The sequence below is a fragment of the Kitasatospora sp. NPDC057198 genome, assembly GCF_042670125.1.
In the GTDB taxonomy this organism is placed as follows: domain Bacteria; phylum Actinomycetota; class Actinomycetes; order Streptomycetales; family Streptomycetaceae; genus Kitasatospora.
The window spans coordinates 1-15,678 of record NZ_JBHUWH010000159.1; the positions used below are offsets into that span (position 1 = coordinate 1).

The 15,678-nt window shown below is 67.0% G+C and carries 13 protein-coding genes and 1 pseudogene; 5 read left to right on the top strand and 9 right to left on the bottom strand.

The annotated features are described in order from the left end of the window. Positions 1–199 precede the first annotated feature (199 nt). A complete protein-coding gene (locus tag ACFUEL_RS19245; protein WP_380237550.1) occupies positions 200–1,123 on the top strand; it encodes a hypothetical protein in 924 nt (307 codons plus the stop codon). On the opposite strand, the gene ACFUEL_RS19250 is transcribed toward ACFUEL_RS19245, so the two are convergent. From ACFUEL_RS19250 to ACFUEL_RS19265, 4 genes are all read right to left on the bottom strand, one after another. Further along, a complete protein-coding gene (locus ACFUEL_RS19250; RefSeq protein ID WP_380237551.1) occupies positions 1,095–3,293 on the bottom strand; it encodes a DNA methyltransferase in 2,199 nt (732 codons plus the stop codon). The genes ACFUEL_RS19245 and ACFUEL_RS19250 overlap by 29 nt on opposite strands. A gap of 132 nt (positions 3,294–3,425) precedes the next feature. Next, a complete protein-coding gene (locus tag ACFUEL_RS19255) occupies positions 3,426–4,040 on the bottom strand; it encodes a glycosyltransferase family 2 protein (RefSeq protein ID WP_380237552.1) in 615 nt (204 codons plus the stop codon). A gap of 14 nt (positions 4,041–4,054) precedes the next feature. After that, on the bottom strand, positions 4,055–4,216 hold the full coding sequence (locus ACFUEL_RS19260; RefSeq protein ID WP_380237553.1) for a hypothetical protein: 162 nt from the start codon (positions 4,214–4,216) through the stop codon (positions 4,055–4,057). A gap of 322 nt (positions 4,217–4,538) precedes the next feature. Beyond that, complete coding sequence (locus ACFUEL_RS19265) at positions 4,539–5,816, bottom strand: protein kinase (protein WP_380237554.1); 1,278 nt, start codon at positions 5,814–5,816, stop codon at positions 4,539–4,541. 536 nt (positions 5,817–6,352) lie between these two features. On the opposite strand from ACFUEL_RS19265, the gene ACFUEL_RS19270 reads away from it, so the two are divergent. After that, positions 6,353–6,784 (top strand): hypothetical protein, encoded by a 432-nt coding sequence (locus ACFUEL_RS19270; protein ID WP_380237555.1) that lies wholly within the window; start codon positions 6,353–6,355, stop codon positions 6,782–6,784. Between the two features lie 25 nt (positions 6,785–6,809). Here the strand turns inward: ACFUEL_RS19270 and ACFUEL_RS19275 are convergent. Next, positions 6,810–7,484: pseudogene (locus tag ACFUEL_RS19275) on the bottom strand (transposase); the annotation flags it as partial. 149 nt (positions 7,485–7,633) lie between these two features. Between ACFUEL_RS19275 and ACFUEL_RS19280 the strand changes: the two are divergent. Next, the gene (locus tag ACFUEL_RS19280) at positions 7,634–8,056 is read left to right on the top strand and encodes a restriction endonuclease (RefSeq protein ID WP_380237556.1); all 423 of its coding nucleotides are present in this window, start codon (positions 7,634–7,636) and stop codon (positions 8,054–8,056) included. Between the two features lie 241 nt (positions 8,057–8,297). Beyond that, a complete protein-coding gene (locus tag ACFUEL_RS19285) occupies positions 8,298–10,199 on the top strand; it encodes a DNA/RNA helicase domain-containing protein (RefSeq protein WP_380237558.1) in 1,902 nt (633 codons plus the stop codon). A gap of 30 nt (positions 10,200–10,229) precedes the next feature. Here ACFUEL_RS19285 and ACFUEL_RS19290 read toward each other — a convergent pair whose 3' ends face one another. Next, a complete protein-coding gene (locus ACFUEL_RS19290; protein WP_380237559.1) occupies positions 10,230–11,165 on the bottom strand; it encodes a phosphorothioated DNA-binding restriction endonuclease in 936 nt (311 codons plus the stop codon). 547 nt (positions 11,166–11,712) lie between these two features. On the opposite strand from ACFUEL_RS19290, the gene ACFUEL_RS19295 reads away from it, so the two are divergent. Then, positions 11,713–12,831 (top strand): tyrosine-type recombinase/integrase, encoded by a 1,119-nt coding sequence (locus ACFUEL_RS19295; RefSeq protein ID WP_380237560.1) that lies wholly within the window; start codon positions 11,713–11,715, stop codon positions 12,829–12,831. 486 nt (positions 12,832–13,317) lie between these two features. Here ACFUEL_RS19295 and ACFUEL_RS19300 read toward each other — a convergent pair whose 3' ends face one another. The 3 genes from ACFUEL_RS19300 to ACFUEL_RS19310 form a co-directional block, all read right to left on the bottom strand. Further along, a complete protein-coding gene (locus tag ACFUEL_RS19300) occupies positions 13,318–13,965 on the bottom strand; it encodes a hypothetical protein (protein WP_380237561.1) in 648 nt (215 codons plus the stop codon). Positions 13,966–14,037: 72 nt separating this feature from the next. Next, positions 14,038–14,823, bottom strand: a complete 786-nt coding sequence (locus ACFUEL_RS19305) for a hypothetical protein (protein ID WP_380237562.1) — start codon at positions 14,821–14,823, stop codon at positions 14,038–14,040. A 63-nt stretch (positions 14,824–14,886) separates the two neighbouring features. After that, complete coding sequence (locus ACFUEL_RS19310; protein WP_380237563.1) at positions 14,887–15,534, bottom strand: hypothetical protein; 648 nt, start codon at positions 15,532–15,534, stop codon at positions 14,887–14,889. Positions 15,535–15,678 lie beyond the last annotated feature (144 nt).

A 15,678-nucleotide genomic window follows, 5' to 3' on the forward strand; every position in this document is an offset into this window, starting at 1 on the left:
GTGCGCGATCTGGCACAACCGAACCACCGGCCGACCCGTCACCCGCTCCCTGATCGCCTACGACCACTGACCGACTTCGGAACTACTCGTCTAGCAGCTCCAGAGGAGGTGATCATCGCAGGCCCTGCCATGCGAGAGTCGCTCATGAGATACACAGTTCGCCCGCGTGCGCTCCGGTGCTCATGCTACCTATGAGTTCATGACGTCCACACACCGAATCGAGGCTCCCTCATCCGAGCTTCCGGCCGCGGTCTTCCTGGCGCTGGCTGAGGAGTTCTTCGACAAGCAGGGACAGCCCATCCCGTTTCACCTGCCAGCCAAGACGAAGCCTCAAGACGATCCGTTTGATCGCCATGTGGTTGCAGTCCTGAAGCGGAAGTTGGCCAAGGATCTGGTCGTACTCATCAGCGGCCAGAACACGAGCCCCGACCTGGTGGTGGCCCGACCTGAGGAGTATCAGCTTCTCGTCGACGGCGGCGCAGACTTCAACACCACAGCGATCATGGCGCTCGAGGTGAAGAAGGTTGCGCCAACAAAGTCCGGCCAACCATCCCGAACGTCCAGCATGGACTTCAACTCGACTCCGCCGTGCAGCACAGTGCGCGTGTACTCCGACAAGGGCATGCCCTTGATCATCCCTGCCTACTATCTCATTTCCCTTCTCGCCCGGAGCGGCGATGAGCCCGAGCTGTACTACACCGACAGTCTTGCACTCGTTCCGGGTTCAGCTCTTAGCGAGGACACCGAGCTGTACGACGAAATCACGGGCGAACGTACAAAGCTGATCAACCTAGGGTCGTATGGAGATGGCGCCGATCGGCAGAGGCCGATGCTGATCTTCTCCAACCCTCTTGGATGGTCCTGGATGGCCGGACAGGCCACTTTGATCAGCGACCGGTCCGGCCTCGATTCCGAGGTGGGAGAACTTAGGTACGTCCGCGAAATCTCGCGTGAGACGACTGCAGGCAAGGTGAATACCTTCTTCTGCTACCGCCTAGAATCTCTCAATCCGCCATTTGAGGAACCGGCCAGGAACCCCTTCCCGCTCCCGAGCGCGCGTACAGAGAAGACAAGTCCACGAGGGCATTTCAAGATTAACCTGCGACGCGAAGGTCTTTTTTAGACTTGACCCCGAGGGCGGCAGCGGCACGAACCACTGCCAGGTCAGCCTCTGCCGCCAGTGAGTCAACCGTCTGACTATTTGACGGGAGCGTGTGCAATGCAAGAACCGATCCCCGCACCACTGACTCCACATCAGAATAGCCAACTTTGATTCCAGCGTTCTGACATTCCAAAAGTCCAGACACTGCACGTCGCTCGGCTTCCCCCACTGAAGTCGCAGCAGGAACCTCATGGCCAGGAAGACGACAGACAACAATGGAGTCCAAGTTTGACGGGTCCGCAGCAGACGACTTGATAGTGCTCGTGCTCATTTCCGCCTTTACTGGCTGAACTGCGGTGACAATCAATCCTGCCATCTCGAGGGCCCGGACTAGCTCCTTCCAACCGTCAATACGGGCCTGGTGGAACGTGAAGGCTAGAAGGCCATGCGGCTTTAGAAGCCTGGCGCACTCCTTCCACACGGCCTCAATGGCCCGCCCGAACTCAGCCGGCTTGGCCGACTGCACCTCTTCCGAGTGCCGAGTAGTTGTGGTATCTACAGGGTACCCGCCGAAAGGCTTCAGGCCCCGCAGCCATGCGTGGAAAAAGTCCGCAAGCTCGCTGTAGTGGACGTTATCCATGAATGGGGGGTCAGTGATCACCAGGTCGACTGAATCAGCAGGAAGGTCGAACGACGTCGAAGATCCAGAGCTTACGTACGCGCTGGAAACACCTTCCGAAAAATCGCGAGAGTCGCCAAGCTCGAATTCCAAAGATCCCGAAAGGCCGAACTGGCGCTCGGGCGAACCGGACACCATCACGAGATCATGCGGCCGACGCTTGTATTCCCATGCGCGAATGATCCGCGACTGATACAGCGTCGAGAATGACCCCGACGACGCGAGTGTCCCCCAGGGATGAGCCTCGAGCGGCGTACGTTCCGGCTTCAAAACGTGGTTAGAGAACATGTGCCGAACAGCGCCAGTTCCTTCGCCCTTGAAAGAGCAGAACACGTTATTAAACTCAAGCACTCCTGAAAAGAGTGCAACGAGCGCTTCACGCTCCGGACTCGGCTCCAAGTCACGGATAGCCGCACCCAGCACGCCCAGACTGTAAAGCTGGCGCGCGTTAAAGAACTGCTCCCAACTGCGATAATTCCATCGAATGGCCTGCCGCGTGTTATTCCCATCCTCAAGTTCCCCGACGGGAAGGACCAGCTCGTCGCGCCGCAGAGCAAGTCTTTTCTCTGCATCAGCATAGAGCTCCAAGTCGAATTCGTCGATCGGCCCGTATACCCGCGAACCATCGGCCGCCAGAACCTGTTTAGCGTACATGCGAAGAGCCGGAGGGCGCCCGTCAAGCGCGTCAAGAACTTTGGATGAGTGACCGCTTGAACAGGTCATAGTGGCACGGTTCACCGACCCAGATATATCGGCCGTACGGCCGCAATCCTGACAAGTAAGCTTGTCATCCTCGACTACATTTACCAGAACAACGGCGTGGCAATGCGGGCAGGTTGCGCGAGCAGTCGGGTACTTCTTGGGGTAGGCGTGCTGCGAGAATACATAACGACTAAACAGCTCAACCGGAGCCGTCTCGGCCGGGCACTGAGGGCAGGATGCAAGCGCTACCCAGAAATAATAGAGAACTGGGCGGCCATGCTTGTCCCTGTGAAGCTCATCAATCTCCTTGCGAACCTGAGATTCGACCTTCTTGAAAGCCCTGTCCAATCGAGTGCGATCCCAGCGAGCCAGCGCCTGCCGCTGGACAAGGGTGGCCACGGGGTTGATATCCCTACCGATAACCCTGGCTCCTAGCTTGGCAGCCTCGGCAAGAGTCGTGCCAGAGCCGGCAAACGGGTCACACACCACAAGATCTGGGAGGCGAAGTTCTCCGCTGTAAGCCACAATCGCTTCTTGCTCGGTCTCCGACACAGCTGAAGCGAGAATTCCCCGAAATACAGAACCCAGACGCTGCGCCCACCACTTATGCGTATGTGTCGCGGGCCGGTGCACCTCCTTGCGCCAAGACTCGCGCTCGGCAGCTGCAGACACGAGCTCCGCCGGGAACTGCACCTCCAGGGCAGTCACAGGTGGCACCGAGGTCCGGACGACCCGCGTCGGAGCCTCCCCGAAGGCAGTCAACATGCTGTCCTGCTCGAAGATCGTCAATTCATCCTCCAGATCCTGCACCAGTATCCCTGCTCGCTTGGGTAACGTTGAACCAGCTTCACGTCTGACCTTCATGAGTCCAGTCAGAAGAGACCCTGCGAGGTAGTGGACGACTGAAGGTTGACAAGGCTCCGGTGGGCGCAGTTCCCCAGATCAGACCGGCCGTCGCCGCTCTGCTGCCCCCGATCGGGGCGCTGAGGCGACGCAGCAGCGGCCAGAGGGGGAGGTAGATCGGCGCCAGGGGTGCGGGGAGAAGGCGCTTGGCCAGCCAGACCCGGTTGCGGGCGGCCATGCGGTAGTAGGTGGCTTGGCGGGCCGGGTCGTGCGGGGGTGCTGGAGGACCATGTCGGCGCGGTAGTCGATCTGCCAGTCGACGTCCAGGGCGCGCCAGGCGAAGTCGGTCTCCTCGTGGGCGTAGAAGAACAGAGTTGGGAACAGGCCGACCCGGTCGATCACGCTCATGCGGATGGCGTGGCCGCCGCCGAGGAAGATGGTGACCTCGCCGGAGAGATCGGGCCGGAGGCACCGAGGGGGCGTGTCGGCGCTGGGTGAACCCGATCTCGTCCGCGATCTGGAAGCTGCCGATGACCAGGCGCGGGTTGTCCTCGACTGCTCCTGGATCAGCCGGAACGTATCAGTGTTGGGCAGCAGGCCGTCGTCGTACAGGACCACCAGGACGTCGATGCCGCCCAGCTCGCGCAGCCGCTCCACGCCGGCGTTGTGGCCGCCTGGGATGCCCAGGTTCTCCGGCAGCTCCACTGCGTCCACCCTGTCGGGCAGCTTCACGCCCTGCCCAGGACTACGGTCCGGACCCGGCTGTCGTCTTCCTGGGCCTCGACCGAGTCTAGAAACGCCAGCAGCTGCATGGGCCCGTTTCCCGTGGTTAGCAACACTACGCCCAGCGTGACGCCCATCGCGCCCGATCCCAACTCGAGGAACTTCATGATCACATCGACACCGCATCCGGCGGCAGGCCGCCACTGCGCTAAGACCGTGTCCTACGTGGTGGTGGCACGTTGGTCGGGGCATGGGGCGAGGTACGTGGAGTTGTGCTCAGCAGGAACTTGATCCGGACGAGCCTCGCTGAACCCGAGCCAACTCCCACCCAGCAATGCACGTCAGCCATGTCGTTGCTCTTCCTGGCTGCGGGACCGACGCTGTCCTCGCACTAGCCGACGAGGACGGCCTCGGTAGCGTCGGTCTCCTGGCACCGCAACCTCTCCGGCCGCTGGTAACTGGACTGTCGGGCGGATGGCCGCTCAGAGCTCAGTAGCCGTGGTTCTCAAGCTGCGCTGTGGCCTGAGCGATCAGCCCGGCCAGTTCTTGCTGAACCGACGGCAGGCGCATCTGGTGCCACGAGGTCGTCCGGCTCTGCCAGAGGAACTCCCACCGATCAGTCCCGTACTGCTGGAGCTCGATGGCGAAAGAGGCATAGCGGCTCTCTACTCTGGCTGCCAACACTGCGCGGATCGCCGTCTCCGGATCCTCCACGTGGGACACCCACAGCAGGCTGTCCACGCCTACGGCATTCGGCGGTCGCTCCGGCCAGGCGTGTCCTCCCAGCAGCCTGGTTGACTCGAAGATCCGGTTCTCCTCGGTGCTCGCCTCATCTCCGCGCGCGAAGTACTCGTCGGCGAGGTCATTGAGAGCATTCTCCATCGTCCGCTCTGTCGCTTGCTGGTCTCGCTGGTGTTCCCGGAGCATGTACTCCAAGTCGGCGAGCCGCAGGAGCCTCGATTTTGAGGGCTCGATCGGCAAGTTTTGCTCGAGTTCCAGCCAGGTGCGTAGCTGGCTGGCGAACTCGGCCATGGTAAGGCGGCTAGCCTGCGTGACCTGTGTCGCAGCTTCCAGCACGTGCCGGAGCCCGCTGATGCTGGGTGTGTCCTGCCACTGCCGGAGGGAGTAGACCTCCTCATCCGCACGAAGGGGGCCGCCCGGCGGGTAGGGACCCTCTCGGCGCGCCACCACATACAGCGTCTGCGCCAGACTGTAGACGTCAGCGCCCGCGCCTACCTCGCCCGTGCCCGCGCCAGCTGTGTACATTTCCGGGGCCATGAAACCTGCAGGGCCCACCTTCTCTTCTGGGTGGGTCGGGCCGGCGTCTCCCCAGTAGGCGATACCGAAGTCCGCGAGCACGGGGCCGCCACCGTGCCAGAAGAGGTTGTCCGGCTTGATGTCGCGGTGGTAGATGCGCTGGCTCTCGAGTTCAGCCAGGGTGTCTGCGAGAACTACGAAGGGGGCGACGACATCCTGCAACGTCTCCACCCGCTCAAGGACGTCCCTGAGTCCTTCCGCGAGAGGCATGACGTACCACTGGGGGCGTTCCTCGTCGACTCGGTCGATGTCCAGGACGGGTAGAACACCGGGAGTCGAGGTCATGCCGTTCATCCGGCGGGCCTCTGCGAAGAAGCGCTGCTGCCGTGCTTCTCTCTGGTCAGCGAGGAACTTAAGGACTGCCTCTTCCCCAGTGCCTGCTCTCCTCGCCCGACGGACAAAGGGCTTGCCTGTCGGGAGCAACGGTCCCAGGTTCTGCCAGCCCGGCACCGAAGAGCTGATCGCAGTACGGCGCGGCCCGCGCGGCCTTTCCTTTTTTCCCATCGCTCCACCCTAGAGAGTCGCACCGTCAGGGCGCAGGGTCCGTGGCCGTCTGTTACCGCCGGTTCGGTGCGGGCGCGAGTGGATAGGGCTTTCGGAGGTCAGGTGAGTGCAGTCGTCAGACGGCTGGGGGCGGGGAGTCGTTGGCGCAGCGGAAGACGGTAGCGGAGTTGCTCGCGGAGGCGCTCTTGGCCAAGCGACAGGCCACGCTCACGCAGACCAGGGCCGGGCAGGCGACCCCTACGAAGCCCGCTGCGACGAGACTGCCACGCACACCCCGCCAGCCTGATCCTGCCGCCGAGCACGTCCGGCTGCTGGTCGCCGGGGAAAGCTTCTCGCCAAGGAAGACGCCGCTAAGGCCAAGGAGGCGGCCCGAATCGAGGCTGACCTAGTGCTCTGGCCGAGAACGTTCACCGGGGTGCAGCCAAGCCGAGGCCCGGGCTATGGTGATCGTCGGTGCCAGCGACGGTGTTCGGGGGCCCCACATGGCCGAGACTTACGTGCCGGGACCTGAACCGGACTGGGAGGAAGCTCCGTCGTATCAGGGCGGAAAGCGCAACCCTGCGTTCCAGCAGAGCATGTGGGAGTTCGCCGCGAACTCGTTTCGAGTGGTGGCAGGACTGCAGCCGCCGTTGAAAACGCTCGCGGCGCGACTGCGGCTGACGCTCGAACGGGGCTGGGAAGACCTGGGCTGCGTGGATATCGCCATGTTCCGCATCGGGGACACGGACTTCGCCCTCAGCGAGCTCGAAGTAGCACCTGTCCGATACACCGTCGTCTTCGTGAGGCGCTCGGTGGAGGACGTGGAAGCAGCGCTGGACACCCTGCTCGGTGCTCTGGGCATCGGCCGCGAGGCACTGGCGTTCCGTGGCAGCGTGGAGACGGGCTTCGACAACTGCAACGGCTGGCCCAGGTAAGAGGGCGGCCGTCCGGATTCGCCGCTCACGCAGCTTCGGACAGTGGCCTCCCTCCCCATCGGAGGCCCTTCTCGCTGCGGATACGGGCGCGTTCCTTGCGTTGGGCGGCCAGGACGTCGGGGTGGCGAGCGTTGGCGTTGCGCCAGCGCAGGTAGGCGTGCAGCGCGCGGGTCTGGACCGTATGGTTCGGATGGTTCGAGTTGGCGAGGGTGAACTGCCGCAGCGGCCCGAAGTGCGCCTCGATCGGGTTGGCCCGGGAGGTGTTGGTCGGGGTGAAGCAGAGGTGGACGTTGTTGTTCTTCGCCCAGCGCAGGATCTTCTTGCCGTTGTGGGCGAAGAGGTTGTCCAGGATCACGTAGACCGGGGCACCGTCCGGGCGCGCGGCCCGGATCGATCTGAGCGCGGCCAGGGTGTTCACAGTCCCCTTGCGGCGCCTGTTCACGCCCCACAGCGTGTCGTCTCCGATCGAGTAGCAGCCGTGGAAGTACGTCACGCCATGGGTCCGCTTGTAGGTCGCCGGCAGCCGGTCGAGCCCACCCTGTTCGACCCAGCAGCTGCCAGCGGTGGGGCGGATGCCGAGCGGGCCGAACTCGTCGAACGCGAACGTCCGGTCCGGGAAGCGTTCCAGGACGTGCTCGATCCGGTCGAGCTTGGCGTCGTAGTCGGGGTCGGTGGACTCCTTCCACGTCTTGGTGCGCTGGACCTGGGCGCGGTGGTCTCCCGGCACCCGCACGACCGGGAGCCGATGCCGCCGATCGTCGACTTCGACCCGGCCCGGCCCGGCCCGGTTCAAGATCGCCGCGGACACCGCCGTCGTCAGCCCGCTCGATAGCCGCCCCGACCTGCTGCATGCAGATGGACCCGTTCGCGTTCGGGCGCCTGATGCGCGAGCTGTTCACCGCCATGGGCTACGAGACCTGGCGTACCCAGAACTCCCGCGATGACGGCCTGGGCGCCGTCGCCGTCCGGCGCGACCCGGTGGGCGTCACCGTGATCGCCGTCCAGGCCAAGCGGACGAAGAACGTCGTCGGCCCCGAGGTCGTCCGGGCTCTGCTCGGCACTCTTCAGGACAAGCAGGCCGCCCGCGGCGTCCTCGTCACCACCTCCTGGTACGGCAAGATGAGCCGGGAGATCGCCCACCGCAACGGCCAGCGCCTCGACCTGATTGACGGCCGCAACCTGAAGGCCCTGCTCCTTGAACACCTCGGCATCGACGCCCTGATCGGTCTGCCCAAGCTGCCACCCGGCTGGCACCCCGACGACGTTTCCTGAAAGTGCCGCACGAGCTGCACAACGCCCATCAGGGCGTGACCGACAACGGAAAGACCATTCCACGAAGCTGGGCACCACCGGCGAGCTGGCCACCATGCGCTGGGGGAAGCTCAGGTGTTCGGGCACGAACTCAGACCGCCCGTTGTAGGTTTGGCCCAGTCATCAGCGCGGCCCGCCGGGCTTCCCTCCCAGGACATGCCCCCACCCGCACGAGTCACTTCGTGCTGCCTGGGAGCATGTCTTGCTGTTCCGCGACTCCGCGTCCGCGGTCGCCGCCGAGAGGCTGGCCGGATCACTGTTCGTGCGCCTCATCGACCAGTTCGTCCACCAGCACGGCCACAAGCCCGGCCCGTCCGAGGTGCGCTCCTGGGAGATGAGCATCCCCGAGCTGACCAACGCCCTCCTGGACGTCGGGCTCGGCGCGGTCGAGGTGCTGCTCGAGTACTCCCTCCCGCTGAACAGCAAGCGCGCGGACGTCGTGCTCGCCGGGGTCCACCCGGTCACAGGCGAGCCGTCGTACGTGGTGGTCGAGCTGAAGCAGTGGAGCAGCGCGCTGCCGGAGGACGGCGAGCCGCTGCTGTGCCGGGTCGACGCCTACACCCGGCCGGTGCTGAACCCGATCGAACAGGCCCGCGGCTACTGCGACTACCTCGTCTCCTTCAACGGGGCGCTCGCCGAGCACCCCGAGCGGATCTCCGGGGTGGCCTTCCTGCACAACGCCACGGAGTTCGGCGTCCAGGGCCTGTACGAGGTGCCGCAGGACGAGCGCGGCCGGCTCTTCACCGCCGAGCGCCGCGGGGAGTTCGTCGAGTACCTGCGCTCGAAACTGAGCCCAGCCTCCGGCGCCCAGGCGGCGGACCTGCTGCTCGCGGGCAAGACCGCCCCGTCCAAGCAGTTGATGGCGGTCGCCGCCGACGAGGTGCGCGAGCGCGAGCAGTTCGTCCTGCTGGACGAGCAGCGGGTCGCCTACGAGCTGGTGCTGCGCGCGGTGCGCCGGGCGCAGCAGTCCGACCACAAGCAGGTGGTGGTCATCACGGGCGGGCCGGGCACCGGGAAGAGCGTGATCGCGCTGTCCCTGCTGGGTGACCTGTACCGGCGCGGCATCACGGCCTTCCACGCGACCGGATCCAGCTCGTTCACCACCACGATGCGCCGGGTCGCCGGGGCCCGGAAGCGCCAGGTGCAGGAGCTGTTCAAGTACTTCAACAGCTTCATGACCGCCGAGCGCAACGGGATCGACGTGCTGATCTGCGACGAGGCGCACCGGATCCGGGAGACCTCGGCGAACCGCTACACCCGGGCCACCGAACGCACCGGCAAGCCGCAGATCGAGGAGCTGATCGACGCCGCCCGGGTGCCGGTGTTCCTGCTGGACGAGCACCAGGTGGTCCGGCCGGGCGAGATGGGCACCGTGGCGCAGATCAGGGCCGCGGCCGCGGTGAAGGGCCTGGAGTGCCAGGTCGTCGAGTTGGACAGCCAGTTCCGCTGCGGTGGCAGCGACGCCTACCTGCGCTGGGTGGTGCGCCTGCTGGGCCTGGAGCCCGGCGGCCCCGTCGGCTGGGAGCCCGACGGCAAGGTCGTCCTGGAAGTCGTGGACACCCCGCAGGAGTTGGAGGCGTTCCTGGAGGCCCGGCGTGCGGAGGGCTACGGCGCCCGCATGTCGGCCGGGTACTGCTGGAAGTGGACCACCAAGGTCGCCCCGGGCGACCCGCTCCCGCTCGACGTGCACATCGGCGACTGGGCCCGACCGTGGAACGTCTACGGCGACCGCTCGATCGCCGGTGCGCCCCCGGCCGCGCTGTGGGCCACCGACCCGGCAGGCTTCGGCCAGGTCGGCTGCGTCTACACCGCCCAGGGCTTCGAGTACGACTGGAGCGGCGTCATCCTCGGACCGGACCTGGTATGGCGCACCGACTACTGGACCACCGACCGGACGGCCTCCAAGGACCCCGTCTTCCGCAAGTCCACCAGCGACGCCGACATCGACCGCCTGATCCGCAACACCTACAAGGTGCTGCTCACCCGCGGCATGATCGGCACCATCGTGTACTCCACGGACCCGGAGACCCGAGCCAAACTGCGCGAACTGGTCACCGGGCAGCGGACGGAACGGATCGAGGCGGGGCAGAGTAGCCGCGGCTGACCGCCGACCGCACGCGGCTGGCGCCGGCGGTCAGACGGTGGACGGCGAGCTCGCGGACTCTCGGGGCTCGCCGTGGAAGACCTGGTCGGCGTGCCACTTCCGGTGCCGGTCCGCGACCGGGAGGACCCCCGGCTGCGGGCCGATGACCGGACGGCCGACCAGGGCGAGCACCTGCTGCCTGCTGGCCTCGCCGCGGCCGACGAAGCGCTGGGAGACCAGGACACGGTGCCCCTCCCCCAGCCCCAGCACGCCCTTGTCGAAGAGCTTGTGGTGCAGCAAGCACAGGCATAGGCCGTTGTCGACCTCGTCCGGCCCGTCGAAGGACCACCACCGCACGTGCGCCGCCTCCAGCCCGACCGCGCTCGCGCCCAGCATTCCGTCGTAGCCGCAGAACGCGCACTGGAACTCGTAGGCGGTCAGCACGAGTTCACGCATCCGCCCGCCCCGCTGCCGCCGCGCCGCCCGCTCCCTCGCCCCGCCCCACACGTCCCCGGCCAGGCCCTCGGTGTCGGCCAGGTCCAGGTCGAGCCCGACCGCCTCGCACAGGTCGGTGTGCAGCGACGGCGGGAAGTGGAGGTCCAGCAGCACCCGCGCCAGCCGCCCCAGCAGAGCCGGATCCCTCCGCAGCGCCGCCCGCAACTCCGGTACGAGCCGCCCGGTCGCGCCGCTGGAGCGCAGGACCCCCACGCCGGTGCCCGGACTCCCCGGCCCCTGGTCGGTCCTGACCTCCCACACCCCGTCGCTGACCAGGCGGTGGAAGGGGTAGGCGGGAGTGGTCGCACGGGACGGCCCGTACTCCTCCAGCAGCCGCTTCAACTCGCCCTCCACCGCGCTGTATCGCAGGTCGCCGTCGGCGTCGCGCTGGTAGCAACCCAGCGCGTACAGCAGCAGCAGCGGTTTGTGTGGCGCCCGAATCCCGTTGCTCGTCCACTGCCTCAGCTTCGCCACCCGCTCCAGCCAGTCCATGCCGACACAGCGTATTTCGGAGACTCCGACGCGGGACGAGCACCGGCCAAGTAGCAGAAGGACACGTAGCTGGCGCTGGCCATCAAGCGCTTCTTCTCCAGGCTCTGCGACCGTTCGTCGGAGGAGTAATGCCTGGATTCGGTCCCGTGACGCCGGGTGGACGGCCGCACGAGGTGCAGAACCGGTCAGTTCCGGCCAAGAGCAGCCGGCTGCCGCCCAGCACCGGCAGGGCACGACTCGTACTGCCACAGGTTCACACTGGACTGTGCGTCCACCGGAACTCCGGAAGGAGGACGCCATGCACGGCACCGGAACGATCTACAAGCGGTGCGGATGCCGCGATCCCCTCACCGGTCGGCAACGCGGCAGCGCCTGCCCCGGACTGAAGCGGCGCGGTCACGGCTCCTGGTACCTAGCCCTCCCCCAGCCGGCCACGGCCGCCCACCGAGCAACCCGGCTCCGCCGCGGCGGCTACCCCACACGTGCGGCCGCCGCCCACGCTCTCGCCCGACTCCGTGACCCCAAACTCGTCAGCTCAGGCGCCCTGATGTCCTGCACCCAGTGGCTCGGCCACTGGTACGCCACCGTCGAACCACACCTGCGCGCTTCCACTGCCCGCGGCTACCGCAAGCACCTCCAGCAGTACCTGGTCCCGCTGCTCGGACGCGAGCTGCTGTGCGAACTGACCCACGACCGCGTCCAGCAGGCGTTCGACACGATCGTCCGCCAGCACCAGGACGCCGGGCGGCCCATCAGCGGCAACACCCTGCGCCGCATCCAGGCCACCTTGCGCGCCGCACTCAACGCGGCCATCCGCCGGGGCATCCTCACCGCCAACGCCGACCGCTACCTCGACCTGCCCCGCACTCCGCGCCCGCACCCCGTGGTGTGGACCGACGCCCGCGTGGCCGAGTGGCTGCGCACCGGGCAGCGGCCTGCCGTCGCCGTGTGGACACCCACCCAGACCGCCACGTTCCTCGCCCGCATCAGCGACCACCGCCTCTACGCCCTCTACCACCTGTATGCACTACGAGGAATCCGCCGCGGCGAAGGCGCCGGACTGCGCTGGTACGACATCGACTTCACCGCCCGCACCCTCACCATCACCCGACAGCTCCAGCAACGTGAGCGAGGCCGCCTGGAGGTGTGCCCGCCCAAGACCGCGGCCGGCGATCGGACTATCGCCCTCGACTCCGGCACCATCCACATTTTGGTTACACACCGTAGCCAGCAACGGTTGGAGAAGATCGCCGCAGGCGAACTCTGGAACGAATCCGAATACGTATTCACCGATCGCTACGGACGTCCCCTGCGCCCCGACCACATCGGCCACACCTTCCAGACCCTCGTCCGCGCCAGTGGACTGCCACCCGTCCGCCTGCACGATCTGCGCCACGGAGCAGCAAGCCTCGCCCTGACCGGCGGCTGCGATCTGAAGGTCATCCAGGCCCAACTCGGCCACTCCACCATCGTCACCACCGCGGACACCTACACCTCAGTCCTCCCCCAGACCGCCCATGACGGCGCCGAGGACACCGCCAGAGTCATCATCGACGCCGCCCGAACGATCTCCCGCAACATCCGACACCAGCCCAAACGCCACCACCGCCGCACGAAGCCCCGGTCAACAGCCCACGCTGCCACCAGAACTCCCGTCGCGGCATAGTCGATTGATGGCCCTGCAGCTCTCCCACTGCCCCACCCGGGGCCCACCACCGACTCATCACCGATCCGAACAGCACGAAGGGCGCTCTCACCGAGGGGAGAACGCCCAGGTCAGGAGGCATTTTGGACTAGCGGGCCGCCAGGGGTTCGAACCCTGAACCTACGGATTAAAAGCGACCGAACAAATGGGTCCGCCCTCGTCCACCCCCGGGTCAGGGGGGCCCGTCCCCGCTCCGTCCCCGCCCCGTCCCCGCTCCGGCCCGAAGAACGACGGTTGGTGGGAGCATCGCTATCGGTGACCAGCAGCGATATGGAGCAGGGAACTCGAAGCCATCGGATCTTCCAACAGCAGGGGCGAGGTTTCCCTCTCCCCCGATTTCGCCCACCAACAACGTACCCGACAAAGGACGTTGACGGCCCGCCTCGCCTGGCGACCGAGTCCGGTCTTCCTCCTGTCCCGGCCGCTCCCGGGCCAGGAGAAGAGCGGTCAGTCCGTCGGCGTCTCGGCCGCGGACAGGTCGCCGACCGCGCCGGTCGGGCCGTTGTGGATAGCGCGGGCGACTTCACCCTGCCAGCCCGCCGGAAGGTCGTCGTAGGCCATGCCGGGCAGGCCAAGGTAGCTGCCGGCGTAGCCGGTCGGCAGGATGCCTTTCTCCTCTAGGCCGATCAGGTACGCGAGGAGGCGGTTGCGGCCGGCCTGGGTGAAGTCCTCGTCGGTCGCAGGGACCACCCCGGCCCTGTCGAGGATGAAGTGCCAGCTGTCGATGGCTCCCACCACGGTGGCGGCCTCGGGGAACAGCGGCACCTCCGCAGGGCGGAGAAGCACCCAGGGTTCGAGGGCGCGGGCGACGGGCTCGATGACGCGGATCGTCCGGGGGGCCTTGCCTTGGCGGATCTGGACGTCGTACTCGGGAGCGCTGTTGGCGAGGTCGGTGGAGACGGCGACGGGGTGCAGCGGACGGCCACCCGCGGGCTCGTGGTGGGTCAGGTTCCCGGTGTTGAGGGCCGCGATCTCGGTCATGCACAGCCCGGCGTTGATGGCGAGCTGTGCCAGCGCTTCGTCGGCGGGGCCGAGTGCCTGCGCGGTGGCGAGGACGGCGTGGGCTTGTTCGTCGGTCAGGATGCCGGCCTTCATCGTGGACGTCTCCTTGGGGTTGGTGAACGGGTGCCGGGCCCGTAGAAGGGGTTCTACAGGCCCGGGGTGGTCTCAGGTGGCGGAGGGGCCGGGCAGGGCCGGGATGGCGGGTAGAACGAGCGCCTGGAGGCCCTGGTTCCACATGTGAAACTGGTGGCCCTGGGGTCGGAAGTAGCGGGCCCGGTGCTCGGGGTGCAGCCACAGGTGGCGGACGGCTCGGCTGATGGAGCTCTTGTTACCCCGCCACCTGGGCCCGCCGGGCGCAGCGTGCTCGGCGGCGCTGGCGGTGACGTCGTTGAGGGAGTGTCCGTTGTGGTCGAGGACGTGGGCGATCTGGAAGTCGGTGCTGTAGGGGGCGGAGTCGACGTTCAGCAGGAGCGCGGCCGCGTGGGGGTGCTCCCGGCGAATCAGGGCAGCCAACGCAGCAGCGACGTCGGGGGCGAGCAGGTTGAGGAGGTAACGCGCCCGCGCGCGTCCCGGCAGGTGCCTGATCGGCAGCTTCTCGCCGTGGACCAGGAGTTCGAGCAGGGTCTGCTCGGCGTCCTTGAGCCAGAGGTGTTCGGCGTACGGGTACGGCTCGCGGCGCCAGAGCCGGAGGGGGCGGGAGGGCGGCAGGATGTCCGGGCCGGTCCACATCGAGTGGAACAGCGGTCCGTGGTCGGTCCGTTCGAAGTCGATGCAGGCGATGTCGGGGGAGAACTCGCGCACCACGGTGCCGAGGTACTCGTAGGCGGTGGCCGCGAGGGCGGCCTGGGCCTCGCTGAACTGGTAGTGGGCGGTGTCGTAGGCGTCGGTCGCCGTGCTGGCGAGGTACGGCCCGGGGACGGTCGGCGTGAGCAGGGGGCGGAGCGGGGCCATGGTGGGCCTTTCGGGGAGGAGAAGCGGGCCCCGGGGTGGCCAGGCGGCCCGGGGCCCGGCGGGTCACTTCGTGGCGAGTTGGCGGTCAGCGAGGTGCTTGAGCGCCTTCGACAGGGCGATGGAGGCGCGGACCTGGATGGAGGTCGGGCGGTTGTCTGGGTGGCAGTAGTCGGCGAAGTCCTGCGCGAGGGCCGTCAGCTGCTGCAGAGCCACGGGGTCGTGCGCGGGGATGGTGAGGGTCCAGGTGGAGGCGTCGATCTGGTGCTTGGTGCCGGCCTGGAGGGCGAGCCGCAGTCGGTCGGTGGTCTCGTCGCCGGTGAACTTCTGGGAGGTGCGGCCGTTCTCGTCCGCCCAGCGGCAGAACGCGGCGGGCAGGGTCAGGGTGAGCCGCGTGGTGGCGGGGGCGTGCTGGGCGGCCTGTTCGGCGTAGGCGCGGGCGTAGCCGAGGTACTGGAGGGCGGCGGAGGTGCCGAGGGTGCGCAGGGCCCAGTCGTAGCCGCACGCGGCGTGCTGGTGGTGGCGGCGGGCGGTGGGGCCGAGGGTGGCGTCGTCGGCGGCGGCGCGGTGCCGGTCGCGGGCGGCTTCGATCTCTTCGGCGGTGGGTGGCTTGAGCTGGGTCACGGTGTCCTCCGGGTGGGCGGGGCGGGTTGCGGCCCTGCTGTGGTTGGGGGTGGTGGGGCGTTCGCCGCCCGACCACCCCAACCTCTCCAATCCCAGCCACTATGGGCACATCAACTACCTTTGCTTTCAAGGTAGTTGACTCTCCTCGCGCATGCATCCACGCGCCAGCGCACCGCCAGGCCCCTGGCCCTGGGGTTCGATGCGGCGAGCGACAGAGGCTGCCCGCCGCATCAG

What these genes read in the sequence shown, in the direction of transcription:
- ACFUEL_RS19260 (WP_380237553.1), bottom strand. Translation starts at nt 4,216, where the DNA reads ATGAAGTTCCTCGAGTTGGGATCGGGCGCGATGGGCGTCACGCTGGGC.
- ACFUEL_RS19245 (WP_380237550.1), top strand. Translation starts at nt 200, where the DNA reads ATGACGTCCACACACCGAATCGAGGCTCCCTCATCCGAGCTTCCGGCC.
- ACFUEL_RS19270 (WP_380237555.1), top strand. Translation starts at nt 6,353, where the DNA reads ATGGCCGAGACTTACGTGCCGGGACCTGAACCGGACTGGGAGGAAGCT.
- ACFUEL_RS19280 (WP_380237556.1), top strand. Translation starts at nt 7,634, where the DNA reads ATGCAGATGGACCCGTTCGCGTTCGGGCGCCTGATGCGCGAGCTGTTC.
- ACFUEL_RS19300 (WP_380237561.1), bottom strand. Translation starts at nt 13,965, where the DNA reads ATGAAGGCCGGCATCCTGACCGACGAACAAGCCCACGCCGTCCTCGCC.
- ACFUEL_RS19290 (WP_380237559.1), bottom strand. Translation starts at nt 11,165, where the DNA reads ATGGACTGGCTGGAGCGGGTGGCGAAGCTGAGGCAGTGGACGAGCAAC.
- ACFUEL_RS19305 (WP_380237562.1), bottom strand. Translation starts at nt 14,823, where the DNA reads ATGGCCCCGCTCCGCCCCCTGCTCACGCCGACCGTCCCCGGGCCGTAC.
- ACFUEL_RS19295 (WP_380237560.1), top strand. Translation starts at nt 11,713, where the DNA reads ATGTCCTGCACCCAGTGGCTCGGCCACTGGTACGCCACCGTCGAACCA.